This window comes from Methanothermobacter sp. CaT2, assembly GCF_000828575.1.
Classification (GTDB): Archaea; Methanobacteriota; Methanobacteria; order Methanobacteriales; family Methanothermobacteraceae; genus Methanothermobacter.
Genome location: NZ_AP011952.1, coordinates 1,250,189 through 1,274,649, shown reverse-complemented (window position 1 = coordinate 1,274,649; position 24,461 = coordinate 1,250,189). Strand labels below are relative to the sequence as shown.

The window sequence follows — 24,461 nt, the reverse complement described above, 5'->3', positions numbered from 1 at the left end:
CCATTCACCTTTCCAACGATACAATAGTTATAACCGGAGATACATAAATTAGTTACACTCCAGAAGGAGCAGGGTCACAGGTGGTTAATTAAATGTTGTGTCTTGGTATAGAGGGAACTGCAGAGAAGACAGGTGTTGGTATCGTCGATGAGGCTGGAAATGTCCTATCACTGCGGGGAAAGCCACTTATACCTGAAAAGGGAGGTATACATCCCAGGGAGGCTGCTGAACACCATGCAAAATGGATACCCCGTCTCATGGCTGAGGCATGCCGTGATGCAGGTGTTGAACTCGGGGAAATAGGACTGATATCCTTTTCGAGGGGTCCGGGCCTTGGGCCAGCACTCAGGACCGTTGCAACAGCAGCTAGAACACTCGCACTTTCACTTGATGTTCCGATAGTTGGTGTTAACCACTGCATAGGTCACATAGAGATAGGCCGGCTCACCACAGGGGCCAGTGACCCTGTTTCACTCTATGTGAGCGGCGGGAACACCCAGGTCATAGCCTTCAACGAGGGAAGGTACCGTGTCTTCGGTGAAACCCTCGACATAGCCGTCGGTAACATGCTCGACCAGTTTGCAAGGGAATCGGGCCTGGGACACCCGGGCGGTCCGGTCATTGAGCAGCTTGCATTGAAGGCCTCAGAGTACATTGAACTCCCCTACAGCGTTAAGGGGATGGATATATCCTTCTCAGGGCTTCTAACAGCTGCTTTAAGAAAAATGGAGGCTGGTGCAGGCCTTGAGGATCTGGCTTACAGCATCCAGGAGACAGCGTTTTCAATGCTGGTGGAGGTTACAGAGCGGGCCCTGGCATACACAGAAAAGAATCAGGTCCTCCTCTGTGGTGGAGTGGCTGTTAACAGGCGTCTGAGGGATATGCTGAGGGAGATGTGCCAGGAGCACCACGTGGAATTCCACATGCCTCCCCCTGAGTACTGTGGTGATAACGGTGCGATGATTGCCTGGCTCGGTCAGCTCGTCTACAGGTACAGGGGGCCGGATGCCCTGGAGGACACCACGGTGGTGCAGCGTTACCGGACCGATGAGGTGGATGTCCCCTGGATGAGGGAATCAGAGGCAGGAATAGAGCTCCCCCCTGACATCCTGGCCAAGGGTGCCGAGGCAAATATCTACAGGGGCCAGTGGATTGGGAGGCCCTGCATAATAAAGGAGAGGATATCCAAGGGTTACAGAATACCTGAAATTGATCAGAAGCTCAGGTCATCCAGGACCCGGAGGGAGGCCAGGCTCATCAACCAGGCCAAGGGCGCGGGTGTGCAGACACCAGTACTGTTCGATGTCGACCCTGATGGAGGGGTTATGGTCATGGAGGAGGTTCGCGGCACCCCATTCAGGGACGCTGTTGAGGATACAGAGCTCTGTTCAAGGATCGGTGAGGCCATAGGGAGGCTCCACCACGCCGGTATAATACACGGGGATCTCACAGGATCCAACATAATCATCAGGGGGGATGATGTGGTATTCATAGACTTTGGACTTGGGAGGTTCTCAGATGAAATCGAGGATATGGGTGTTGATCTCCTTGTCCTCAAAAAGTCCCTTGAAAGCACCCACTACGCCCTGGCCGGCGAGTGTTTCAGCAGGGTCCTTGAGGGGTACGGTAAGATAATAGATGCTGACATCCAGTCAAAGATAAGGGAGATAGAGTCCCGGGGAAGATACACTGACTGAGCTCAGAATTACATACTAAACCCCCTGAATACACTGACTGAGGAGGTTCATCATGAAGGTAACATTTATAACTGGTAATAAACACAAGTTATCTGAGGCAGAGAAGATATTCCATGGTACTGGAATAGAACTGATGCATGCTGATCTGGGCTACCCGGAACTTCAGGGAACACTTGAGGAGGTGGCCCGCTACGGTGCAGAACATGCTGCCAGGATCATGGATGGTCCTGTGATCGTTGAGGACGCAGGACTATTTATAAGGGCTCTTAAATGGTTTCCAGGACCCTATTCTGCCTATGTACAGGATACCATAGGAAACCGTGGCATATTAAAGCTCATGGAAAATGTTGAAGATCGCTACGCCGAGTTCAGGTCGGCTGTTGGGTTCTGCACCCCCAACTCCGAACCCGAGGTTTTTTTAGGCGTGGTGAAGGGACGTATAGGTACTGAGGAGCGCGGAACAATGGGTTTCGCCTTCGACCCGTTATTCTATCCTGAAGGGATGGATAAAAGCTTCGGAGAACTCAGTACCTCAGAGAAGAACAGGTTTTCGCATCGAAGCAGGGCCCTTAAAAAATTTGCAGAATGGTACATTGAAAATTATGAGGTGATTTGATGTCTCTAAAACCTGATTGGGTTGAATACTCAAATGAAGAAATAGAGGATCTTATAGTCAAACTATACAGGGAGGGTAACTCCACCAGCAAAATAGGTATAATACTGAGGGACCAGCACGGCATACCCAGCGTAAAGGCCGTTACAGGGCTTAAAATAACACAGATACTTGAGAAGCATGAAATGAAACCTGAATACCCTGAGGACCTCATGAATCTCATAAGGAAGGCTGTTAACATAAGGGATCACCTTAAGGAACACCCAAAGGACCTCCACACAAGGAGGGGCCTTCAGATCGTTGAATCAAAGATAAGGCGCCTTGTCAAATACTATGTGAGAGAAGGTGTCCTTCCTGAAGGATGGAGATATGACCCACAGAAAGCAGCCCTCCTCGTCAAGTAAACTCCCCGACTCAATTCTCAAGAGGGGTGCAGAGGCCTCAAAGGTCCTTGAGGAGCACCTTGAAAGGGGAAACATAATAAGGATCATCTCTCACAACGACGCAGATGGTCTATCAGCCGCAGGAGTTGTTGCAAGGGCCATTTCATCCATGAATGGTCAGTTCCACATCTCCATCCTCTCGAGGCTGAAGAAGGAGTTCATTAAGAAATTGTCGGGAGAGAAATACTCCCTATTCTTTTTCTGTGATATGGGAAGCGCCTACCTTGAGGAGATATCCCGCCTGAAGGGTGATGTCATCGTCGCTGACCATCATCAGCCCTCTGAATTCGAGGCAGGACCCCATGTTGTTCACATAAACCCTCATCTGCATGGCCTTGATGGCAGCAGGGACCTCAGTGCATCTGGAACAGCCTACCTGGCCACGAGACTCCTTAACAGAAAGACCGCCCCCCTTGCCCTTGTGGGTGCCTTGGGGGACATGCAGTACACTGACGGATTCACCGGTGCAAACAGGTTCATCATGGAGGAGGCTGTTGAAGAGGGTGTCCTTCAGGTCCACAGTGACCTCAAGCTGGCATCAAGGTACACCGAGCCCCTTTACCGTTCCATTGCATACACATTCAACCCGGCCCTGCCTGGCCTCACGGGAGATATGGAGGCTTCTATGGGCTTCCTTGAGAATATAGGTGTATCCTATGGCGTTAAATATCCTGACCTGTCCCCTGAGGAGAGGGATGTTCTGAGGGATGAACTTACAGGGATAAACCCTGAGATATTCGGAGAGGTATTCACGAGCAGGGAATTCCGGAGTATAGGTGACCTCTCTGACATTGCAGGGGTGCTTGATGCCTGTGGAAAGAACCGTAAATATGGCATAGGAATCGGACTGTGCCTCGGTGAAAGGGAAGGTGCCCTTGATGTGGCCCTCGAGCTCCAGAAGAACTACCGTGAGGAGCTTGTGAAGGGCCTTGCATGGATAAGGAGGGAGGGCTCCACCACCCTGGAGAACCTGCAGTACATCTACAGTGAGGATAAGGCCTTCAAGGGGATCATGGGAACCATAGCAAGCATATCACTCTCGCTCAAAATTCTTGACCCTGACATCCCCCTCCTCGGACTTTCACGGATGGATCAGCACGTTAAGGTATCTGCAAGGACAACCAGGCCAGCTGTTGAAAGGGGTGTTAACCTCGGGGTTGCCCTCAGGGATGCCGCCGCAAGTTTTGGTGGTACCGGGGGAGGACATGATATAGCGGCCGGGGCGATGGTGCCCTACAGGGATATGGAGAGTTTTCTGCAGCTTGTTGATGAGATACTGGGGACCCAGACTGGTCCCTGAAGAGACACCATGTGTGGGGTTGGAAAAGTGTACCTTGATAGGACAGAAGAGAGGATGTATGATGGTGAATTCGGTGAGACGGTCCAGCAGAGTATGGAGATACTTGTTGCCCTGGGTGATATCTATGGTGCTGAGAGGATGGTTGACATATCCTCTGCCCAGGTTTCAGGGGTATCCTACAAGACAATAGGGGACGCCGGTCTTGAATACCTGGAGGACCTCCGTGCCAGGGGTGCCGGAGTGAAGGTTGCAAGTACCCTTAACCCTGCGGGGATGGACCTCCAGAGATGGAGGGAGATGGGCTTCTCAGAGGAATTCGCCAGTAGACAGATAAGGATAGTGGAGGCATACTCTGCCATGGATGTCATGAACACCTGCACCTGCACCCCCTACCTCATAGGGAACGTCCCCCTGAGGGGCTCCCATGTTGCCTGGTCAGAGTCCTCTGCAGTTTCCTATGCCAACTCTGTTCTGGGAGCCAGGACCAACCGTGAGGGTGGTCCAGGGGCCCTTGCAGCCGCCATATGCGGTAAGACCCCTGAGTATGGCTACCATCTCCAGGAGAACCGGAGGGCCACCCTGAGGGTTGATGTTGAATGTGAACTCTCAGGCTCGGATTACGGGGCCCTGGGTTACATTACAGGAAAAATTGCCGGTGAAGGTGTCCCATATTTCACTTTCACTGGTCATCCCTCGGCTGATGACCTCAAGGCCCTTGGGGCTGCCATGGCGTCGTCCGGTGCGGTTGCACTCTACCATGTTGATGGGGTGACACCCGAGTACATGGAAGCCTCTCCTGATGAGGCGGGGGAGAGCATTACGGTTGATACCGGGGATATACTGGAGGCAAGGGAGGAGCTGTCCACCACTGATGATGATCCTGACCTCATATGCCTGGGATGCCCCCACTGTTCCCTGGATGAGATCCGGAGGATAGCCTCATTTTTAAGGAAAAATAAGCCTGCCTGTGACCTCTGGGTGTGCACCTCTGCTGCCATAGGAAGTGCTGCCAGCAGGATGGGCTACACAGACGTTATAGAGGCAGCAGGTGGGATGGTTGTATCTGACACCTGCATGGTGGTTGCACCTGTGGAGGATCTTGGCTATGAGGTCCTTGGTGTTGACTCTGCCAAGGCCGCCAACTATGTCCCGGGTATGTGTGGCCTTGATGCCGTCTATGATGACTGGATGAACCTCATCAGACCTTAAAAGTTATAACTTATAAGTTATAACTTTTCCTCTGGAGGGCGCTTCCAAGCTGAAGCCCTATTGATGAAATGTTCTCAAGGCTTATCCTGTTGTAGGGTTTAACACTGTAACTTGCCAGGTTTAAGATTCCTGTTATCTCCCCTGAAAACTTAATCGGGATCATTAGAATTGTTCTTATATTGTTTCTCCTTATGGACTCATGTATCATGCGGTATTCAGGCGACTCAGAGGTTATGTATATAACCCCCTCCTTCTCAATGGACCTCTCAAAGAGGTCTGTGAAGGCCCCGGCCATGCACATTCTGCTGAGTGTTTCTGGCAGGTTCCTCTGAACCCTGAGCTGGAGTTCCCTTTTCTCCTCCATGAGGTATATGCATCCCATTTCAAATTCCAGGGTTTCTATGACGGCCTCGATTGATTTCTCAAGCATTTTTTCCTCTTCCTCATCACTGTTTATAATTTCAGAAACCCTGTTCATGGCCAGAAGTGTTCTTATGAACTCGTCCTTCTCCTGTCTCAGTTTCTCCATTTCTAGATACTCTGAGACCTCGTCGGCCACCATCTCTATGATTTCAAGGATCTGTGAGGCTACGGAGTCCTCGGGGCTTCTGATTATAAGGGCTCCCTTCGCCCTCTCCTCTGTGAGGAGGGGTACTGAAAGCATGAGACCCGAGTCATACCTCCATGATACCGTCTCGAGGGTTTCAATGCTCCTGTAGATGAAGTATTCAAATTCAGTGAGATCCTCTGACTCAGGGTACTCGTAGACCCTGCTGAACCCGGAGGCATCGCTTAGGACCACCGAAAGCTGGTTAAGGTCCATTATTGTGGATAATTCATCCCTTATTGAGTTCATAAGCTCCTCAAGGCTGCCAGAGGATGATCTCAACCTTGTGATTGTGAGGAGGACCTCAAGTTCATTCTTGGAAAATGAGGAACTTGCAAGGTCCCTTCCTATGATGACCCAGAAGTTGTTTACAGGTATGACTGAAAGACTGTAGTTCCTCCTTATCCCATCCCTTCCCCTCAGATCGACCTGTATCGTGCCCCGGGATTTCATCCTGTTCTCAATGAGGACCAGGCTCTCCCGGTCCATGATGTCCCCAAGGCACTGTGCGCCAGGGAACATTCTTCTGAAAAGGCCGTTGGATACTACTATGTCCATGAGGGTGTTTATGGTGAAGACGAGTTTATCAGGGTCATCTATTTTTCTTTCAAGTTCCAGGAGTTCCAGGAGGTTTCTGTGAATTTTTGATGCGTTTTTTATAAGCTCAGAATCTCTGGATGTGTCTCCAGTGTATTCCACAGTTCCCTCAAGGTCCCCCGCAGGCATCCATAGTTTGCTTCTGCCAACCGTCCTGTATGTTACAAGACCCCTGGCCTCCAGTATGTGCAGGTACTTGAGAACTGTTGCCCTGCTCCTGTTTATTCCACGGGTTATCTTGTCGAGCATGCACTCCTCTGGAGGATTTGATTCCAGGTAGGACATTATCATCTTCTCGGTTTCAGAGAGTTTCTCCACTGACCTCACCCCATGATAGCTATGGTATAACCATGAATTATAACTTTAGAGAAAAATTTAAATATTTGATCTTTATACTTTATCGTATAGTTATACTATCATGTATAGGTGGTTGTATGGATTACAGGAAGATTTCAGAAGAACTTAAGGAACTCCTGGAAATGGAGGGCAGCCCCGTGGCTGTCAGGTTAGTCAAAAATGAGGAAATATCTGGTGAAAAGCTTGAAAGGAAGAGGCACTGCGAGTTCATACAGGATGCACGCTTAAGGGGTGCCTGTGGCTATGCAACTGCAGACGAACATCTCTGCAAGGGTGGCGCAGCGGTCCTTGGACTCTGCAGGGTACCACCCCAGGTTGCGGATGGAAGCCTCTACCATAAACTCGGAAACTACAGCACACTGGAAGCTGCTGCTGAAACCGTAGAGGCCGTTCCCGCGGTGAAAGGGGAATACCATGCTTCAATCTATGCGCCGCTCGAAGAGGCTGATTTCGAACCAGACGCCGTTGTATTCATACTTAAACCGGCCCAGGCGCTTAGACTCAGCCAGGCATACCTCCATGACAGGGGTGGCAGAATAAGCGGGGACTACTCAGGGATACAGTCACTCTGTGCAGACGCCGTTGCAGCTGTAAGGGAGAGGGGCATCCCAAACATGACAATGGGGTGTAACGGTTCAAGGAAATACGCCGGGATCAGGCCTGAGGAACTTGCAGTCGGAGTACCAGTATCTGACCTTGAGGGAATTGTGGAGGCCCTCAGAAAATTCAGGGAAAAATGGGGATAAAAATGAAATTAAACCTCAGGGGAGTAAACAGATACGCTGCAGCCATAATAACAGACAATATACTTAAAAATGGTGTTCAGAACCTCCAGCTGATCCTGAAGGAGGACTCTGAAGAGGTCAGGAGAGTTGCAGAGAAGCACCATATGGAATATTCTCCCAGAGAAACAGAAAAGGGGATGGTGGTTAACATTTCACCTCAGGGTATTGAAGAGATAGATGTTACCGGAGAAACCTGTCCCGGCCCGATTATAATCGTAGGGGATAGGCTCTCCTCAATGGAACCGGGGATGAGGATAAAGATAAAATCAGAAAACAGTGACGTGATCGATGACCTTGCACTCTCAGCTCCTGAAATGAAGGCAGAGGTCATTGAAAAATCGTCCAGCCACCTCATCCTTGAAAAAACAGATGTTAGCAGGGAAAGGGAATTTACAGGAAAGGATAAGGTACTCGTTGTCCAGAGCAACGGGACAGGGAATGCAGAGAGGGCCTACGCCACCTTCATATTCTCAAAGGCTGCCCTCAGCATGGGAAAGGATGTCACAATATTCCTCCTCATGGATGGCGTGAGCATTGCAAGGAAGGGTAGTGCAGCCGCCGTAAAACACCCGGCCTTCCCGCGGCTGGATGAACTCATGGCCGAGGTCATTGAGATGGGTGTTAAGATCTACGTCTGTGAGATGAGCGCCCAGTTCCGGGGGCTCAGAGAAGATAACATGGTTGAGGGCTGCAAGATAGCAGGTGCAGCCACCTTCATAACACTGCTTAGTGACCCGAGCTACTCAGTGGTGAACTTCTAGAGGTGATGAAATGTATCAGGTCATTATATTCGCACTCCTCTTTGCAGGAATCTCATCAGGTTTCATAACCTTCCGTATAATGGGGATGAGGATGGCGCCACACTTCGGAGTCCTTATCCTGGCCCTCATTGCAACGGCAGCAAATATCATGTCTGGCAATGTAACCCTGAACTACATTGCAGTGGCTCTGCAGATCCTCACAGGGATTTCAGCCTACACACAGTTCCTCCCGGTTCTGAGGGACAGCTTCCAGACAGCTCCACTCTACGCCTGCCATCTGAGCACAGTCACCGTTGCTGCGGTGCTCGCAGCTGCCTCAGTCCCACTTAACCTCCCTTAAATCTTTTAGACCGGTTGAACACGCATCATCCCCAATAAAACCCCATTTACTCTTCTTTTAATCCCTGAAACCTCAAATTAGGAAGGCCAAAGCCTCAGGTAACCTGATTTTCAGCACTGAAAGGAACCTGAACCTTAAATAAATTGATGACCAGATAAAAGACCATGGCAAGGTACATAGAGCACCCCCTCATAAAGCCAGAGAAAATAGAGGCAAGGACCTATCAGCAGCTGCTGGCAGCAGATGTCATCAGAAAGGGCAACTCAATGATAGTCGCCCCCACAGCCCTCGGAAAGACGGTTGTGGCTGTCCTTGTGGCTGCAGAGAGACTCAGGAAATACAGGGGCTCAAAGGTACTCATCCTATCACCCAGCAAACCCCTGGCCATACAGCATGAGGAGAGCTTCAGGGAGTTCATGCTTGCAAGCTGCACATCCCTTACAGGTAGCATAAAACCTGAAGAGAGAAAAGAAAGGTGGATTAAATCCCAGATAATATCCGCCACGCCCCAGACAGTTGAATCAGACATCCTGGCTGGAAGATACGACCTCAGGGACGTCTCACTCATTGTATTCGATGAATGCCACCGCGCAGTTGGATCATACTCATACGTCTTCCTTGCGTCAAATTATATACAGAACGCCAGGCACCCCCTCATACTGGGACTCACAGCGTCTCCGGGTGCAGATGAGGATAAGATAAAAACTGTCTGTGAGAACCTCTTCATGAATGAGGTTGTGGTGAAAACAGAGGGGGACCCTGATGTGCGCCCCTACCTCAAGCCCATAAAAATAGAATGGGTAAAGGTCAGGATGACACCGGAGCTTGAGGATATAAGGGAACTGCTGAGGAAGGTCCTTAAAAATCGCTTGAAGATGCTTAAAAACCTCGGTGTTATAGACACCATCAGTGTGGGTAAGAAGGACCTTCTGAAGGCAAGGGGCCGTGTCCAGAACAGGATAGCGCGATCAACGAGCCCTCCAAGGGCATGCTACAGGGCCATATCACTCCTTGCATCATGTATAAACGTGGAACACGCCCTTGAACTCCTTGAAACACAGGGCATAAGGCCACTCCACCAGTACCTTCTCAGGCTAAAGGAGAAGAAAACAAAGGCTGCTAAGGGTCTCCTGGCAGATCCGGACTTTACAAGGGCCATGCACCTCACAAGAAGGGCCATGATGTTGGGGGTGGAACACCCTAAACTTGACAGGCTAATGGAGATACTGAAAAGGGAACTTAAAGGAGATGAAGCAAGGATAATAGTGTTCACACAGTTCCGCGACACCCTTGAGGAGATATACCAGAGATGCAAACGTGAAGGTATCAACGCAGTTAAATTTTATGGACAGAACAGCAGGAGCGGAGAGAAGGGCCTCACCCAGAAACAGCAGAGGGATATAATAAAATCATTTCGCATGGGGAACCATGACGTGCTCCTATCAACCAGTGTCGCTGAGGAAGGTATAGATATCCCCTCGGTGGACCTTGTGGTGATGTATGAACCTGTTCCCTCTGAGATAAGGATGATACAGAGACGTGGGAGAACCGGGAGGAAGAGGAAGGGCCGCATGGTTGTCCTCATAACAGAGAAGACCCGCGACGAGGCATACTACTACTCAAGTATCAGGAAGGAGAGATCCATGAAGGAGAACATCAGGGGCGGGTCAGTTAACGTGGAGGTTAACCCCATAATGGAACCCTCAGGGGAGGGACCCTTCATCTATGCTGATTCCCGGGAGGTCAACTCAAGGGTCCTCAGGGAACTCAAAAAGATAGGAGTGGATTTTGAACTCAAACCCCTTGCAGTTGGTGACTATCAGATAAGCGAGGATACCATAATTGAGAGGAAGACAACACAGGACTTTATTGGTTCAATTATAGATAAAAGACTGTATAAACAGGCAAGGGAGATGGTCAAAAACTTCAAAAGGCCTGTTATGATCATAGAGGGGGATGACCTCTATTCAGGATTCATAAACCCGGACGCCGTGAGGGGTGCCCTTGCAGCTGTTGCTGTGGACTTTGGAATACCCGTAATCCCCACGAGGTCAGCCGAGGATACCGCTGCAATGATAAGGAGGATAGCCATAAGGGAACAGAGGGAAGGCAGGCCTGATATGCGTGTTCGCACGGATAAGAAGCCCCTGACCCTCAGGGAGAAGCAGCTCTTCATCGTGGAATCCCTGCCAAATATCGGTTCAAAGTACGCTGAAAGGCTCCTGGAAGCCTTCGGATCAGTTGAAGGTGTTATGAACGCCTCAGAGAAGGAACTCCGTAGCGTGGAGGGTATAGGTGCAAAGAGGGCTTCGGAAATCAGGAGGGTCATTGAGGCAGAATTTAAGGGACCCGATGAAGCCGCATATAAATTCAAGGAGTAAGGTGATTGGACTTGCGCATACTTATGGATGAGAGAGGTAAAAAATATCTCCTGGAAGAAGGAGAGGACTTTCAGAGTGACATGGGGATCATCAAAGCAGAAAACCTGGAGGATTCCGGGCCCGGGGATGTCCTCAAAACCCACCTTGGCAGGGAGATTTACGTCCTTAAACCCGGACTCTCAGATTACCTTGAACTCATGGAGAGGAGGTGTTCAATACTCCTTCCCAAGGACATAGGAATGATATGTGCATATACAGGGATAGTTGAAGGTTCAAGGGTTGTTGATGCGGGTACCGGTGCGGGTACAGTTGCAATGTACCTTGCCAATCTGGTGGGAGAATCAGGGCACGTCACAACCTATGAAATACGTGAGGACTTTGCTGAGATAGCAGAGAAGAACATTGCAGCCTTTGGATTCAAAAACGTGGAGGTCAAGAACAGGGATATAAAGGAGGGTATAGAGGAGGAGGACCTCGACCTGGTTTTCCTTGATCTGCCCAGGCCCTGGGAGCTGATGGAGGATGTCCATGATTCCCTCCTGAGAGGTGGGTGGGGAGTCTTCTACAACCCCTACATTGAACAGGTGAAGCTGATACACAGGATAGGGTCGAAGGTTGGATTTGCAGATATAAGGACATTTGAAACCATTGAACGTGAAATAGAGGTCAGAAAGCAGGGTACAAGGCCCAGAACAAGGATGGTCGGCCATACAGGGTATCTCACCTTCATGAGAAAGATTTAAGGAATAGGGTTATACATGAAAATCTGGAAGGGGTACTGATGTTTGAAAACGTTATCTCAATAAAGGATTTTAAGAGGGAGGATATCGACTTTATCCTCAGGGAAGCCGAGAAGATGGAGCCATTTGCATCGGGAGAAAAATCCTCCAGCGCCCTCAGAGGAAAGATACTTGGCATGATGTTCTATGAGCCATCCACAAGGACACGCTTATCCTTTGAAACTGCCATGAAGCGTCTGGGAGGGGACGTTGTTGGATTTGCAGATACAGGGGCGACATCTGCCGTTAAGGGTGAGAGCCTGGCTGACACCGCCATGATGCTTTCAGCCTATTCCGACGCCATAGTTATAAGGCACAACCTGGAGGGTGCAGCACGTTACATATCAGATGTTGTGGATGTTCCAGTGATAAATGCAGGGGATGGTGCCGGGCAGCACCCAACACAGACCCTCCTGGACCTCTATACCATGAAGAGGTTCTTCGGGAGGATAGGTTCCCTGAGGGTTGCACTGGTTGGTGACCTCAAGTACGGGAGGACTGTCCACTCACTGGCCTATGCCCTGGCTGTTTTCGGTGCCAGTATGAGCTTCGTATCACCACCCGTCCTCAGAATGCCTGATAACATCATACATGACCTGAGGGGGGCTGGTGTTGAAGTTAAAGAGACAGAAAGGCTTGATGATGTCATAGATGAGGTGGATGTCCTCTACGTTACAAGGATACAGAAGGAACGTTTCCCTGACCCTGAGGAGTATTCAAGGATAAGGGGAGCCTACCACATAGATGGATCCACTGTGGCTGATAGGGACCTGATTGTGATGCATCCACTCCCAAGGATAGATGAGATATCCCCTGAGGTGGATTCCCTCCCACAGGCCATGTACTTCAGGCAGGCGTTCTATGGTGTGCCGGTCCGGATGGCCCTCCTGAGGCTGCTGATAAGTGAGAGGAGAGGACCTGAAAACCAGAAGATAGTTTGACCGGGATGGCTCTAGAAAAAAGCTTTAAACACCCCAGAGTGAGTCCTCCAGGAGGGAAGTTTCGCACTGCAGGTCTATGATATTTGTACGTCCCTTTCCCCTTCCCCGTGAAACAGTATTTGTGGATATCAGGCCGAGCATTTCAAGCTCGTTTATGAAGTCAAATATCCTCCTGTAGGAAACAGAGTCCCCCTTTGCTATTTCCTTGTAGACTTCATAAAGCCTTCCGGAGGTTATTTCCTCCTTCCTCTTTGTGAGGTAGAGTATGGCCTCAAGCACCCTCTGCTGCTGGCTCGGTAGTGTCAGTATTATGTCCGTGATCTTGTTGTGTTCTATGTAGTCCTTGGCCTCCCTCACAAAGTCCCCCAGGACTTTATCTGAGTCCCTTTCATCGGCAATTTCACCTGCTGTCCTGAGGAGGTCCAGGGCGTACCTTGCATCACCCTCCTCCTTGGCTGCCAGAGCTGCGCATAGGGGTATGACATCATCATCAAGGGCACCCTCCTTGAAGGACATCTTTGACCTCTCCTCAAGGATATCAACAAGCTGCTGGGCCCCATAGGGTGGGAAAACTATCTCCCTGTCTCTGAGGCTGCTCCTGACCCTGGGTTTTATGAATTTCTTGAATTCCACGTAGTTACTTATGGATAAAATGGAGACATTATCTGTCCTTGTAAGGGTGTACAGGAGTCCATCTCCATCATTTCTGAGGAGTATGTCTATTTCATCAAGTACGACCATGAGTATCATGTCCTGGCCAAAGGCGTTTTTCTTGAACATGTTCCTGAAGGTGTTCACGATTTCAGCCTTTGTCCAGCCACGGTAGGGGACATCACGACCGAGCTGCTGGCATAATCTTGCTATGACCTGGTACTCTGTTGTGTAATCTGTGCAGCGGATGTATTCAGTCCTTATATTCACGTCACAGTCCTTTGATGCCTCCTTCAGCTGTTTCATGGCAAATTTTGCAACGGCAGTTTTCCCTGTACCTGTTTTACCATAGATTGTAATGTCTGGAGGTGTCACTCCATTGAGGGCCTCAACCCAGTACTTGGCTATTGATCGTATCTGCTCCTCCCTGTGAGGTAATCTGTCAGGAAGGAACCTGTGATCAAGATATTTCTTATCCTTAAAAACAGATTCTTTGTCCCCTATCTCATCAAAAATGTTCATGGTACCACTTCAACTAATTTTTAGAGAAAACTGCTGCATCAAATTATCAATAAAGGCCCTAAAATCTGGATACAGTGAAATTCAGGATGACCTTTTCAGCTGGCAGCGCCCCGTACTACCATCCCCTGATGTGGGAGTGTGGTAGATTTCAAGTGTAAATTTTCTTATTCCAACTATTAGATAAAAGTTTTTATTAAAACCAGCTTGATTTATAATAACGTATGTGGGACATCCATTTCAAGTGTAACCATCTGCATCCTCGATGGGAACTCATGAGAGATGAATTTCAAGTGTAAAAATCCTGCTGTTCCTCAACCATTTCTCTGATTCAGTGGGAGATGTGTGAGACATTCATTTCAAGTGTAATCTGGCCATGATTCTGGTGACCTGTAAGGGAGACATTCATTTCAAGTGTAACTTAGTATTAATTGATCTCGATTTTTTGAGACATTCATTTCAAGTGTATTTGGGGTTTTTGTTTTTCGCTCTGTAAACCAGGCTGAACTAGGAAAGAACCTTTACAGTTGAACCTGATGTCACTATTTTAAACAAATTTTTAATAATAAAGTTACAGTTGAAATTGACCTCTCTCTCTCAATCCTGAATAAAGTTTCGCTGGTTACAGTTGAAATTGACCTCTCTCACCTGGGCAACTAAACGAGAGAAAAAACTTTACACTTGAAACCATTGACCCACACCCAGAGAAACAGGAAACCCAAATGATTTTACAGTTGAAAACCATCCCCCACATATGAAAAATGGTTACAGGGAGTCCTTACAGTTGAACCGGACCTCCCCTAGACATACATGCTATCATGTTCTGGTCTTTCCTCACCGAAACGTTCCTGTATCATCCACATGACCTGAAGTTTTGCCCTGAAGACATTTTTTATACTTGAAATCAATCTGTCCTTTGAAAGGCCGTCGAAGAATATTTCATCTGTCACGAGGTAACTGTTAAGGACGTTTTCTGGATGGTCGAGCTGGAAATCAACCCCGAACCGGTTAAGCGTGAATCTGACCTTCCATATGAACTCAGTCCTCTTCTCCATGCTGAGTGCCCGGATCCCTGCCTGGTGCTCTGGACTGACACTGGTTGCGCAGGCTATGAGAATCATGTCATCCTTTCCGGCGGGCTGGATTATATCGATAACGTGATCCTCAGGGTAGTTCACAACATAGTGAAATCTGGCGTTTTCGTCAGGAACCTCCATGCGGAGGAACCCCTCTTCATCAAGCCATTTCTTGATCATTTCTTGGGACATGTTATCACGGCTATAACTATCTCCCTTCATGAATATATAGATAAAAATTATTACATGTCTCAGATATATAACAGAGCACAGTTAAAAGAGGAGTACATGAATGAAGTTTCAGTCCTCCTGCTTGCTGTAATCCTTGACTTACTCATTGGGGAACCACCACACCGGCTTCATCCGGTGGTCTGGATGGGGTCAGCAGTGGAATGGATGCGGAACATCCTTGGAAACAGCCGTATATCCGGCATAATACTCACCATTGCAGTTGCAGCGCCCTTCACACTCCCCCTGTTCCTTATCAACCATCTTCAAGACCCCCTGAATCTCATCATATCCTCCATCTTACTTTCAGCGGTGATATCCATAAGGATGCTTGTAACATCTGCCCTGGATGTTGGAGGATCCCTCAAGGAGGACATTGAAGATGCCAGGAAGAAACTTTCAATGCTCGTCAGCAGGGACACCACTTCCCTCTCAGATGAACAGATAACTTCAGCGGCGATTGAGACACTCACAGAAAACATCACGGATTCAGTGACAGCCCCCATCTTCTATTTCATCCTCCTAGGCCTTCCAGGGGCCTTCCTCTACCGGGTGGTCAATACACTTGATGCTATGGTGGGCTACCTTGACAGCGAGAACAGATACATAGGGTGGTTCCCTGCAAGGCTGGATGATATACTCAACTACATCCCATCAAGAATCACCGGAGTCCTGATGGTCCCTGCAGCCCTCCTACTCGGTATGAACTGGAGGGGATCCTTCAGGATTCTCTTGAGGGATGCCCGGCGTACTCCAAGCCCCAATTCAGGTTTCACCATGGCTGCAGCGGCAGGGGCCCTTTCTGTTCAGCTGGAAAAGCCGGGCGTGTACGTCCTTGGGGATCCCTGTGATGGACTGGACAATGAAAAACTTCTTGAGGCCGTGAAGCTGAGTTCACTGACCCTGATACTGTTCACGGCAGCTGCAGCAGGGGTAATGCTGGTGATACCATGATAGTTACAATACTCACACTAACAGAGAGGGCCAGAAGACTCGCAGGGGAGATGCGGGAGAAACTCCTCCGGGATCCGACCATTGTTTCAGTTGAAGTCATACACCGGAACATGGATCTGGGGAATGTTTTCGCTGAAAGCGACATCATAGTGGGTATAATGGCTGCAGGTATAATGGTGAGGAAGATAGCACCACTGATCAATAACAAGTTATCAGACCCTGGGGTTCTGGTTGTTGATGAAAAGGGGTCAAATGTTATAAGTCTACTTTCCGGTCATGCGGGGGGTGCCAATGACTTTGCAATTAAACTTGCAGGTCTGATAGGTGCTAATCCCGTTATAACAACATCCACAGACGTCAATGGCCTTGTTGGTATTGATACCTTTGCAGCGAGGTACTTCTACAGGATACTTGACCCCCACCTTATCAGGCACTTCAACTCCTCAATTATCCAGGGTCACCGGGTTGAACTTCACTCCTCCAGGGACCTTGAGGCCCTGATTGATGATGATATGCGCAGAACCTACACCTATGTCCCGGAGGGGGACGAGGTTGTGAGGGCCCACTGCAACTCAAGGGTCATGAGGCTTGCACCCCTCAAGCTTTCAATGGGGATAGGGACAAGGAGGGGGGTTGAATCAGATAGAGTAATCGGTCTCATCAGGGAAACCCTGAAACTGCTGAAGATACCCCCCGAACGGCTTGATGCCATTGCAACAGGCTACATGAAAAGGGATGAGGATGGTATCAGGGAGGCTGCCAGGCTCCTAGGAGTCCCCCTTGAATTCATAGGGCCCCAGGAACTCAGATCCCAGAATACTCTCTCATTTTCTGATTTCGTCTATGAAAAGTTTGGTGTGGGAAGTGTATGTGAAGCAGCAGCCCTCAGCAGTGCAGGTAAGGATTCAAAACTTGTAATAAGAAAAACAAAGTCCTCTGGAGTTACAGCTGCACTTGCAGTTTCAGGGACACCAAAAGCTTTTTAACCCAGATGATATAAACCAGATTGAATATAAACATTATTCTGTATTCTTCAAGAATTCAGCAGGGAGGACTCAATATGAGTAACGAAACATTCAATCGCGTTTCTGAAATTTTAAGGCACATTATGGAAGACAACAGCGTCCCCAGGAACATTAGAAGAGCTGCAGAGGAATCAAACGAAATTCTGAATAACCCTGATGAGGACAGCACCGTCAGGGCCAGTACAGTTATATCCATACTGGATGAGATAAGCAACGACCCCAACATACCCATACATGCGAGGACGCTGGTCTGGGAGATACTCAGCGAACTTGAATCCATAAGGGAATAAAAAACTGTTTCTGAATTTTTCAGGGTTTTCCAGAGGTTAAAAATAGTTTTACTATTTTTAAGTGATGATATCTTTTTTCCGGATTTTTTGAGGGTTCTGGCTGTGCACTTAAGCGCTGATTATTTTTTCATGGATTTCAGGGTCTCGGCTATGAACTGGGTCCTTGCAGACTCCTCAATGAATTCCGCCAGTAGAAGGGCGTCCCTTAAACCTTCACCTGCACATACAACTCCATGGTTCTCCAGGATGGCAGCATCCTCATCAACCATTACCCTGCCACATTCAGCTGCAAGTTCTCTGCTACCTGGCGGGTGGTACGGGACCATGGGTATGTAACCCCTCCCGAGACCCATGAATCCCTCCATCTTCTCAATCTGGACTCCTGCAATGGAGAAAGCCCTCGCATGGGGCGAATGGGTGTGCACTATTCCACCCACATCTGGCCGTGCCCTGTATACCTCAAGGTGGAGTCCCAGTTCAGATGATGGCCTCCCTCCCCTGATGACCCCTCCATTGAGGTCCACCACAACGACATTCCTGAGTGAAACCTCCCCCAGGGGGACCATGGTCGGGGTTATGAAGACCCTATCACCCATTCTTGCACTCACATTTCCACCTATGCCGGATACAAGGCCGGTCCTGTAAATATGAAGTGAAACATCAACGACTTCTCTTACCGGGTTCAAGTCTATCACCTTGGATTACATCAACATACAGTTGCAGGGTTCAGGTGTATATAACATTCAGCTGAATTCAAGGAGTTTCATCACACCCCTGTTAAGCACCGGGACCTGGCCGCAGGTTGGGACGATGTTGTAGATCTTCTGGAACTCTGTCTGGGACTGGAAGGTCCCTGAATTTATGAGGTGCACTCCCTTGTACTTTTTGTAGGCATTTATGTGAACATGGCCGGTGTGGAGTACGTGTGGGACCTCATCGATGACCAGGTGGTCCTCTATCTCAGATGCCAGCGGTGTTCTCTCACCATATATCGGTGCAAGGTGCCTCTTCTCAAGGAGTTCCTCCATTATGAGGTCTGACCTTTCATGTGAGAGCCCGTTGACACTCATGGCCATGTCATCAAAGCTACGGCCATGGTATATGAGGGTCCTCACACCGTCAAGGCTCACAAGGGATGGGTTGCTGAGAAATTCTATGTTCCTGATACTGTAGAGGGACTTTGCGTATTCCTCAGGTATTGCTGGCTGGGGCTCCGCTATCCTTGAGGAGTCGTGGTTTCCCGGGATCATAACGATCTTTATGTCGCTCCTTATATCACCGAACAGCCTTGCAGCCTCCTCATACTGTTCATGGATGTCCCTTATAAGGAGTTCCTTTTCCTGTCCAGGGTAGATTCCAATGCCATCAACGATGTCACCCGCAACCACCAGGTACTTAACATCCGCTGCAAGGCTTCGCTGCTCCTCTGAACCGAAATCCCCGTTTATCCATTTCACAAATTTCATGAAGGCGTCCTCAAGGAAGGTCTGGCTTCCTATATGAACGTCTGATATGAAGGCAACTGAGAAGTCCATCTCCTTCTCCTGTATCCTGGGGACTCCAGGGTGGAATATCTCGGAGGCAACCACGAACCTTCCCTTCTTGGTTCCATGGACACCCACAACCTCATCCCTCACGATTTTCTCGGACTTCTCAAAGAGCTTATGGTTTTCGTTGTGCACAACAACACTGATTTCGCCGGTATCATCCTCAAGTTCAATAATCCTGTGATTGTTCTTGGTGTTCCTCACATCATTGACCATCCCGATGATGCTGACGACGTCCTCTCCCCCCCGGAGGTCAGCAATTGGAATATGGCCCTTCAGTTCAGGGCGCTTACTGAGAAGGTTCTTCAGGCTGCTGTAGCGGCTGTTGAAGTATGCGATCATGTCCCCTATCTCACCACTGGTGTAGGACCGGTTACTTGTATCACTTATCACCTCAAAATCGAAGTCCCTCTCCGCCGGGACCATGAGAGGACCCCTGGCCTTTATCTCCGCGGGGTTATCTATTTCAAAGAATTCATCAAGCATTTCAGAGGTTAAAACAGTGAATTTACCACCATTGCTCTTTATCTTAACTATGAGTTCTGAGGACACGCTTGCAGGATCATCCATTTCCCTGAGCCGGAAGTAGGCGTTATCCTCTATGAGGATCCCTTCCCTTGCAAATTTTCCGATTATCTCGTTCATTTTAATCCTTCACTGCCCTGTAAGGTGGTTTTTAACATCTAATTCAGAAAGTTTTAAAATGTGTGTGCAGTAAAATATTTTATTGAGTTCATATATTCTTTATCAAAATATTAATTTACCCTTTGGGTTTAATCACAGAGAAAAAGGTGATGCATTGCCAAGGATAATCAGACTCTTCCTCTTCCTCATCATGTTCCTGGCCTTCTTTGAGGTGGGACTTATAAGCTCATACACCCTTGTAACGTCAAAGCCCCCGGACATAGAAAAACTCCTGGAGATGCAGATAGACACGATCTCATCCTTCCTTGATTCCGGTAAAAACATAACCTCCACGATTACCGGAGGCCCCGAGGAGGTCAGAATAATAAACAATGCAGACGTTTCAGATGCCCTTAAAGCCAGGACGGGACTGGATGGTATAAACATAAAATCCCTCAACGCAACAACCACCCAGGATACCTCCCTTGAGATGATTGAGATCAATATAACGGCGACAGGTTACCGTGAAAACCAGACCGGTAAGGGCCAGATAGTGATAAGACCAACTGAACAGTTCAGTGTAATTGCAGCTGCAAGGGCACAGACAAGGTCCTCGGGGGTCTGGGTCGATGTGAAGACCCTGAGGATTTTATCTGTGACAAGGATCTACTGAGTCTGTCATTTGCGACAGCTTCATGATCAGTGTCCTTCTTAGAGGGATTTAATCAAGTCTTAGGCGGTTGGTGGCTTCATGATCAGGATAATAGGAATTGGACCAGCAAGGGATGATATAACCATAAGGGCCCTGAGGGCCCTGGAGGATTCTGACGTCGTTATAGGGTATGCGAGGTATATCCGCCAGATAGAGGACCTCCTTGATGGAAAGGAGGTCATAAGGAGTGGTATGGGGGATGAGATTGAGAGGGTGGAACTTGCAATTGAAAAACACCGCGAGGGCCTTGACGTCGCACTTGTGAGTTCAGGGGACCCGGGTGTTTACGGCATGGCCAACGTGTTCTTCCAGATATTCGATAAATATTCAGGCATCGAATTTGAGGTCATACCCGGTGTCACAGCGGTTAACTACGCCGCATCAAAGCTGGGAGCACCCCTTCACGACTTCGCGGTTATAAGTCTGAGTGACATCCTGACACCACTATCTGAAATAATGGCAAAGGTCAGGGCCGCCGCAGAGTCCGGGATGATAATAGCCCTTTACAATCCACTGGGAAAGAGGAGGAAGAGGCCCTTCAGGGAGGCTGTTGAAATACTGAGGTCTCTGCTGCCCCCTCAGACACCGGTTGGCATAGTAAGGACCGTGGATGGGGCCCCTGATGTGAGGATAGTGGACCTTGAATCCCTTGACGAGTCCCTAGTGGACATGTCAACAATAGTGCTGGTGGGCAACGTAACCACCTACACAAGGGATGGTCAGATGATAACACCAAGGGGCTACGCGGTGGAGACACCCCTCCATGAACTTGCAAGGGAGTTCTACGAGGAAAATCCACTGGGAAAAGCCTCGGGTCCAGATGAAAACTGTGAGTTCTATCCCTGTCACTTTGAAGGCCAGAACTGTGCATTCTGCTACTGCCCCTTCTACCCATGTGCGGAGGGATCCACAGGCGGGCGATGGATAAGGGACCGGGGGGTGTGGAGCTGTCAGGACTGCACATGGATACACACAGACAGCGCAGTTGAATGCGTGAAGAGGAGCCTGGGGGATATAATTTCAGGGCCAGATGATCTCACGGACAAAAAGAGGGAGCTCCTGAAACTCCGTAGAGAGTGCCTGATGAGGGGATGATCACTTTAAGTAATGCAGTTCAGGCATTTCCAACTTATTTGTAAAGGAGTATCCTGAAGATCTCAATGGCACCTGATTTTGGATGATCTTCATGAGCACCCGCGTCCCTCACAGCAACATATTTATTTTAATTTATCCAATATCAACCCACCAGCCCAGGAGGATGAAAGTTGTCTAAGAGTGTTAAGGATATCCTCATTGAGATGAAGAACCTTTCGGAGCTCATGGTGGATCTTGCATACTCGGCACTGCTATTCAACAGCAGGGATGCAGCTGAAGAAGTCATAAAACTTGAGAACAAGGTTAACAGACTCAACTATGAGATAAAGAAGGAGTCTCTTCTTGCAGCAAGGTCTGTTGAGGACGCTGAGGAGCTTACAGCCCTTCTTGAGGTGGGTGAAGCTGCTGAGAGCATTGCAAACTCGGCCAAGGACATCGCCGACCTGGTGCTCAAGGGAATAAAGCCCCATCCGGTCTTCAAGATGGTCATGGAGGAGTCCGACGAGATCATCGTCAGGGTCACCATTGAGGAGGGATCCGAGCTCGCAGGGAAATCCCTGGGGGATCTTCTCCTTGCAACCAGGACTGGTATGAGGGTTATAGCCATCAGGAGAGGTGAGTCCTGGATCTATGGACCCGACAGGAACACGGTGCTGGCAGAGAAGGATACACTCATTGCCAAGGGAAACGAGGCGGGAGCAGAGCTACTCTTTGCACTGGCAAAGAATGAGATGACCCTTGAGGATATTGGCTGCAGTATAGAATAGTGACGGGATGATGGAAATGTTAGCAGGTGATATTCATGAAGAGAAGAGAAAGATTGCTGAGGATGACTCGGATCCTGCTTCAGTCCCTGCTAACATTCACCGTGAACATCTCCATAGCAGCCTCAAGGGGATGGGTAAGGGCATTTAACCTATCAAGAAAGTTTGGCAGCTTTTTCAGGGATTCCAGGAGGATTCTCGGAGAAAGCTTCGTGGCCCTTTTCATCTGTGCAATCGGGGACCTTATAGCCGGCATATTCCTGGGTAAGATGTCCCCAATGCTTGAATCATACCCGGGTCTCCTTGTTCTCATACCCGGGGCCATAGGTATGAGGGGTAACATCTTCGGAGCCCTGGGCTCACGCCTTGGATCTGGCCTCCATATCGGTGTGCTCTCACCTGAACTGCGAAGATCAGATGTCCTTGCAGATAACATTGAGGGGACCATCATACTGACGGTGGTCATGTCGCTCTTTCTGGGCTTCATGGCATGGATCTTCTGCCAGCTCTTTGGCTTTGAGAGCATGGGGATAATGGACTTCACGGTTATCTCGGTCATCGGGGGTATAATATCAGGGGCTTTTCTGCTCCCTGCAACGGTCCTCATATCCCTTAAGAGCTATGAAAATGGATGGGACCCGGATAATGTCACCACACCCCTGATTGCAGCTTCAGGAGATCTTTTCACCCTACCATCAATATTTGCAGCCCTCGCAGTCCTTGAGATGGTCAGGAACGGATTTTTTGAATGGATACTCTTTGCCATATTCCTTTTGATAGGTGCAGCCGGACTCATAGCCGGCTTCAGGGGGAGATACGATCTCAGGAAGATTATCAGGCAGAGTGTACCTGTCCTCCTCATATGTTCGGCCCTCGGAACAACTGCAGGTACAGTTCTGAACAGTAAACTGTCATTTATACTGGACAACCCGGCAATACTGGCACTTGTACCTCTATTTTCAGGTGAAAGCGGGGACCTGGTGAGTATACTTGGTGCAAGGCTCTCCTCAGGGCTTCACTCAGGTATAATTCCAGCATCCCTGAGACCCCACGGGGAGGCCCTGAGGAACTTTGGGATAATAGCTGTACTGTCCCTCCTCATATACCCTACCATAGGGCTTCTGGCCCACCTTGTAAGTGATTTCCTTGGCATAGGGTCCCTGGGCCCCTTCAGTATGGTTCTCATAAGTTCCATGGCCGGGTACATGCTCACACCATTCCTCCTTCTTGTGGGCTTCTATCTCAGCTCGGCATCATACAGACTCAGACTTGACCCTGATAACATCGTGATCCCCCTCTCAACGAGCATGACGGATCCGGTGGCAAACACTTGCCTGGTCATAGCCATTATAACAATCATGGGTCTCTGATCAGAAGGGAGCTGTTATGACCTCAAGGACGCATGGCTGGACCCGGAAGTAGTCTGGTGACATGAGATAATCCCTGCTGCCGCGGGGAAGGGCCACAACGGACACCCACCCACCTCCATGTACGTGCAGCCATGCCACGCCCTCACCGGTCAGATTGAGTTTAACACTCCCATATATGAGATCCACCTCATCAATGTGGCTGTTCCCTGTATCCAGCATCCATGAGCCCTCCGGGCTGTCAGAGATCAGATAGTAGTCCAGTGAACTGTTAAATCTAAAATTCATGCAGGTCCAGTTCTCCGGGTGTCCGCAGGGACAGACAGCCTTCTGGAGTTTTATTACATGGCCTGAGAGGAAGTTGCAGTTAACGGGTATTCTCATCACTGAGATCTCATCCCCGCTGATGTTTTCACCTGCGACCAGGGGCCTGATGCTGGAGTTGATGGGTCTCAGGACAAGCTGCACCCTCATACCCTGGAAGGCCCTGCCAAGGAGTTCCGGCCTGCTCTGTAGTTTCCTGAACTTTTCATAGGATATCGTTCCCCTCTCACCGGGCACTGCAAGTCCAGGGGATTTACAGGCGCTTACAGGAATTTTTTCCCAGCTGGGCGGATCCCCTGGAGTGTTTACCAGGATATCAGCTGCAGCAGCGGCTTTCTGATTCACGTGACCCTCCCGGAACTCCTCGCTGAGGCGACTCTCCTGCATGTCCACAAGTTCTGCAGATGTTCCCAGGATAAGGGCCACTATGATCAGTGAAAGCAGAAAGTCAGTTGACAGTATCATGGTTTCCCCA

24 protein-coding genes are annotated in these 24,461 nt (G+C 49.2%); 18 read left to right on the top strand and 6 right to left on the bottom strand.

Annotation, left to right across the window (positions count from 1 at the left end; translation table 11 throughout):
• The first annotated feature begins 92 nt into the window (after window positions 1–92).
• The 5 genes from MTCT_RS06615 to MTCT_RS06595 are packed head-to-tail and all read left to right on the top strand — an operon-like array spanning window position 93 to window position 5,262.
• Window positions 93–1,697, top strand: a complete 1,605-nt coding sequence (locus MTCT_RS06615; RefSeq protein ID WP_048175969.1) for a bifunctional N(6)-L-threonylcarbamoyladenine synthase/serine/threonine protein kinase — start codon at window positions 93–95, stop codon at window positions 1,695–1,697.
• Window positions 1,698–1,749: 52 nt separating this feature from the next.
• Window positions 1,750–2,313, top strand: a complete 564-nt coding sequence (locus MTCT_RS06610; RefSeq protein ID WP_010877036.1) for an XTP/dITP diphosphatase — start codon at window positions 1,750–1,752, stop codon at window positions 2,311–2,313.
• A complete protein-coding gene (locus MTCT_RS06605) occupies window positions 2,313–2,714 on the top strand; it encodes a 30S ribosomal protein S15 (protein WP_048175967.1) in 402 nt (133 codons plus the stop codon). Before MTCT_RS06610 ends, MTCT_RS06605 begins: the two co-directional genes overlap by 1 nt.
• Entirely contained in the window at window positions 2,680–4,053 is a 1,374-nt protein-coding gene (locus tag MTCT_RS06600; protein WP_048175966.1) for a DHH family phosphoesterase, read from the top strand. Before MTCT_RS06605 ends, MTCT_RS06600 begins: the two co-directional genes overlap by 35 nt.
• Before the next feature lie 27 nt (window positions 4,054–4,080).
• Complete coding sequence (locus MTCT_RS06595) at window positions 4,081–5,262, top strand: aconitase X (RefSeq protein ID WP_304413334.1); 1,182 nt, start codon at window positions 4,081–4,083, stop codon at window positions 5,260–5,262.
• Between the two features lie 10 nt (window positions 5,263–5,272).
• Here MTCT_RS06595 and MTCT_RS06590 read toward each other — a convergent pair whose 3' ends face one another.
• On the bottom strand, window positions 5,273–6,784 hold the full coding sequence (locus tag MTCT_RS06590) for a GAF domain-containing protein (RefSeq protein ID WP_048175964.1): 1,512 nt from the start codon (window positions 6,782–6,784) through the stop codon (window positions 5,273–5,275).
• A 116-nt stretch (window positions 6,785–6,900) separates the two neighbouring features.
• Between MTCT_RS06590 and MTCT_RS06585 the strand changes: the two genes are divergently transcribed.
• From MTCT_RS06585 to pyrB, 6 genes are all read left to right on the top strand, one after another.
• Window positions 6,901–7,569 carry a DUF169 domain-containing protein gene (locus MTCT_RS06585; protein WP_048175962.1) on the top strand — a complete coding sequence of 223 codons (669 nt, stop codon included), beginning with the start codon at window positions 6,901–6,903 and terminating at the stop codon, window positions 7,567–7,569.
• A 2-nt stretch (window positions 7,570–7,571) separates the two neighbouring features.
• The gene (locus MTCT_RS06580; RefSeq protein ID WP_048175961.1) at window positions 7,572–8,369 is read left to right on the top strand and encodes a DsrE family protein; all 798 of its coding nucleotides are present in this window, start codon (window positions 7,572–7,574) and stop codon (window positions 8,367–8,369) included.
• Window positions 8,370–8,379: 10 nt separating this feature from the next.
• Window positions 8,380–8,709: a DUF5400 domain-containing protein gene (locus tag MTCT_RS06575; protein ID WP_048175959.1), complete on the top strand. Its 330-nt coding sequence runs from the start codon at window positions 8,380–8,382 to the stop codon at window positions 8,707–8,709.
• A 164-nt stretch (window positions 8,710–8,873) separates the two neighbouring features.
• Window positions 8,874–11,090 (top strand): DEAD/DEAH box helicase, encoded by a 2,217-nt coding sequence (locus MTCT_RS06570; RefSeq protein WP_048175957.1) that lies wholly within the window; start codon window positions 8,874–8,876, stop codon window positions 11,088–11,090.
• An 11-nt stretch (window positions 11,091–11,101) separates the two neighbouring features.
• A complete protein-coding gene (locus MTCT_RS06565; RefSeq protein WP_048175956.1) occupies window positions 11,102–11,833 on the top strand; it encodes a tRNA (adenine-N1)-methyltransferase in 732 nt (243 codons plus the stop codon).
• 38 nt (window positions 11,834–11,871) lie between these two features.
• A complete protein-coding gene (gene pyrB / locus MTCT_RS06560; protein WP_048175954.1) occupies window positions 11,872–12,810 on the top strand; it encodes an aspartate carbamoyltransferase in 939 nt (312 codons plus the stop codon).
• A 24-nt stretch (window positions 12,811–12,834) separates the two neighbouring features.
• On the opposite strand, the gene cdc6-1 is transcribed toward pyrB, so the two are convergent.
• Both cdc6-1 and MTCT_RS06550 read right to left on the bottom strand, forming a co-directional pair.
• Window positions 12,835–13,983 (bottom strand): ORC1-type DNA replication protein Cdc6-1, encoded by a 1,149-nt coding sequence (gene cdc6-1, locus MTCT_RS06555; RefSeq protein ID WP_010877024.1) that lies wholly within the window; start codon window positions 13,981–13,983, stop codon window positions 12,835–12,837.
• A 797-nt stretch (window positions 13,984–14,780) separates the two neighbouring features.
• Window positions 14,781–15,236 carry a DUF2299 domain-containing protein gene (locus MTCT_RS06550; RefSeq protein ID WP_231855277.1) on the bottom strand — a complete coding sequence of 152 codons (456 nt, stop codon included), beginning with the start codon at window positions 15,234–15,236 and terminating at the stop codon, window positions 14,781–14,783.
• 108 nt (window positions 15,237–15,344) lie between these two features.
• Between MTCT_RS06550 and cbiB the strand changes: the two genes are divergently transcribed.
• The 3 genes from cbiB to MTCT_RS06535 all read left to right on the top strand — a co-directional run bounded on the left by cbiB (window position 15,345) and on the right by MTCT_RS06535 (window position 17,553).
• Window positions 15,345–16,238, top strand: coding sequence for an adenosylcobinamide-phosphate synthase CbiB (gene cbiB, locus MTCT_RS06545; protein WP_052457391.1), 894 nt, complete (start codon window positions 15,345–15,347; stop codon window positions 16,236–16,238).
• Entirely contained in the window at window positions 16,235–17,224 is a 990-nt protein-coding gene (locus tag MTCT_RS06540; protein ID WP_048175953.1) for a cobalt-precorrin 5A hydrolase, read from the top strand. The genes cbiB and MTCT_RS06540 overlap by 4 nt, the downstream gene beginning before the upstream one ends.
• A 74-nt stretch (window positions 17,225–17,298) precedes the next feature.
• Window positions 17,299–17,553 carry a UPF0147 family protein gene (locus MTCT_RS06535; protein ID WP_048061044.1) on the top strand — a complete coding sequence of 85 codons (255 nt, stop codon included), beginning with the start codon at window positions 17,299–17,301 and terminating at the stop codon, window positions 17,551–17,553.
• A 119-nt stretch (window positions 17,554–17,672) separates the two neighbouring features.
• Here MTCT_RS06535 and MTCT_RS06530 read toward each other — a convergent pair whose 3' ends face one another.
• Together MTCT_RS06530 and MTCT_RS06525 are read right to left on the bottom strand one after the other, a co-directional pair.
• Window positions 17,673–18,248 (bottom strand): class II aldolase/adducin family protein, encoded by a 576-nt coding sequence (locus MTCT_RS06530; protein ID WP_052457388.1) that lies wholly within the window; start codon window positions 18,246–18,248, stop codon window positions 17,673–17,675.
• Window positions 18,249–18,296: 48 nt separating this feature from the next.
• Window positions 18,297–19,745 carry a DNA-directed DNA polymerase II small subunit gene (locus MTCT_RS06525; RefSeq protein WP_010877017.1) on the bottom strand — a complete coding sequence of 483 codons (1,449 nt, stop codon included), beginning with the start codon at window positions 19,743–19,745 and terminating at the stop codon, window positions 18,297–18,299.
• 154 nt (window positions 19,746–19,899) lie between these two features.
• Between MTCT_RS06525 and MTCT_RS06520 the strand changes: the two genes are divergently transcribed.
• The 4 genes from MTCT_RS06520 (at window position 19,900) to MTCT_RS06505 (ending at window position 23,665) form a co-directional block, all read left to right on the top strand.
• Complete coding sequence (locus MTCT_RS06520; RefSeq protein WP_048175951.1) at window positions 19,900–20,397, top strand: hypothetical protein; 498 nt, start codon at window positions 19,900–19,902, stop codon at window positions 20,395–20,397.
• Window positions 20,398–20,475: 78 nt separating this feature from the next.
• Complete coding sequence (cobJ, locus tag MTCT_RS06515) at window positions 20,476–21,531, top strand: precorrin-3B C(17)-methyltransferase (RefSeq protein ID WP_048175950.1); 1,056 nt, start codon at window positions 20,476–20,478, stop codon at window positions 21,529–21,531.
• Window positions 21,532–21,734: 203 nt separating this feature from the next.
• Complete coding sequence (locus tag MTCT_RS06510; RefSeq protein WP_173402648.1) at window positions 21,735–22,298, top strand: potassium channel family protein; 564 nt, start codon at window positions 21,735–21,737, stop codon at window positions 22,296–22,298.
• Between the two features lie 35 nt (window positions 22,299–22,333).
• Complete coding sequence (locus tag MTCT_RS06505; protein ID WP_083750457.1) at window positions 22,334–23,665, top strand: magnesium transporter; 1,332 nt, start codon at window positions 22,334–22,336, stop codon at window positions 23,663–23,665.
• Here the strand turns inward: MTCT_RS06505 and MTCT_RS06500 are convergent, their stop codons facing one another.
• Window positions 23,666–24,451 (bottom strand): hypothetical protein, encoded by a 786-nt coding sequence (locus MTCT_RS06500; protein WP_048175947.1) that lies wholly within the window; start codon window positions 24,449–24,451, stop codon window positions 23,666–23,668.
• Window positions 24,452–24,461: the final 10 nt, after the last annotated feature.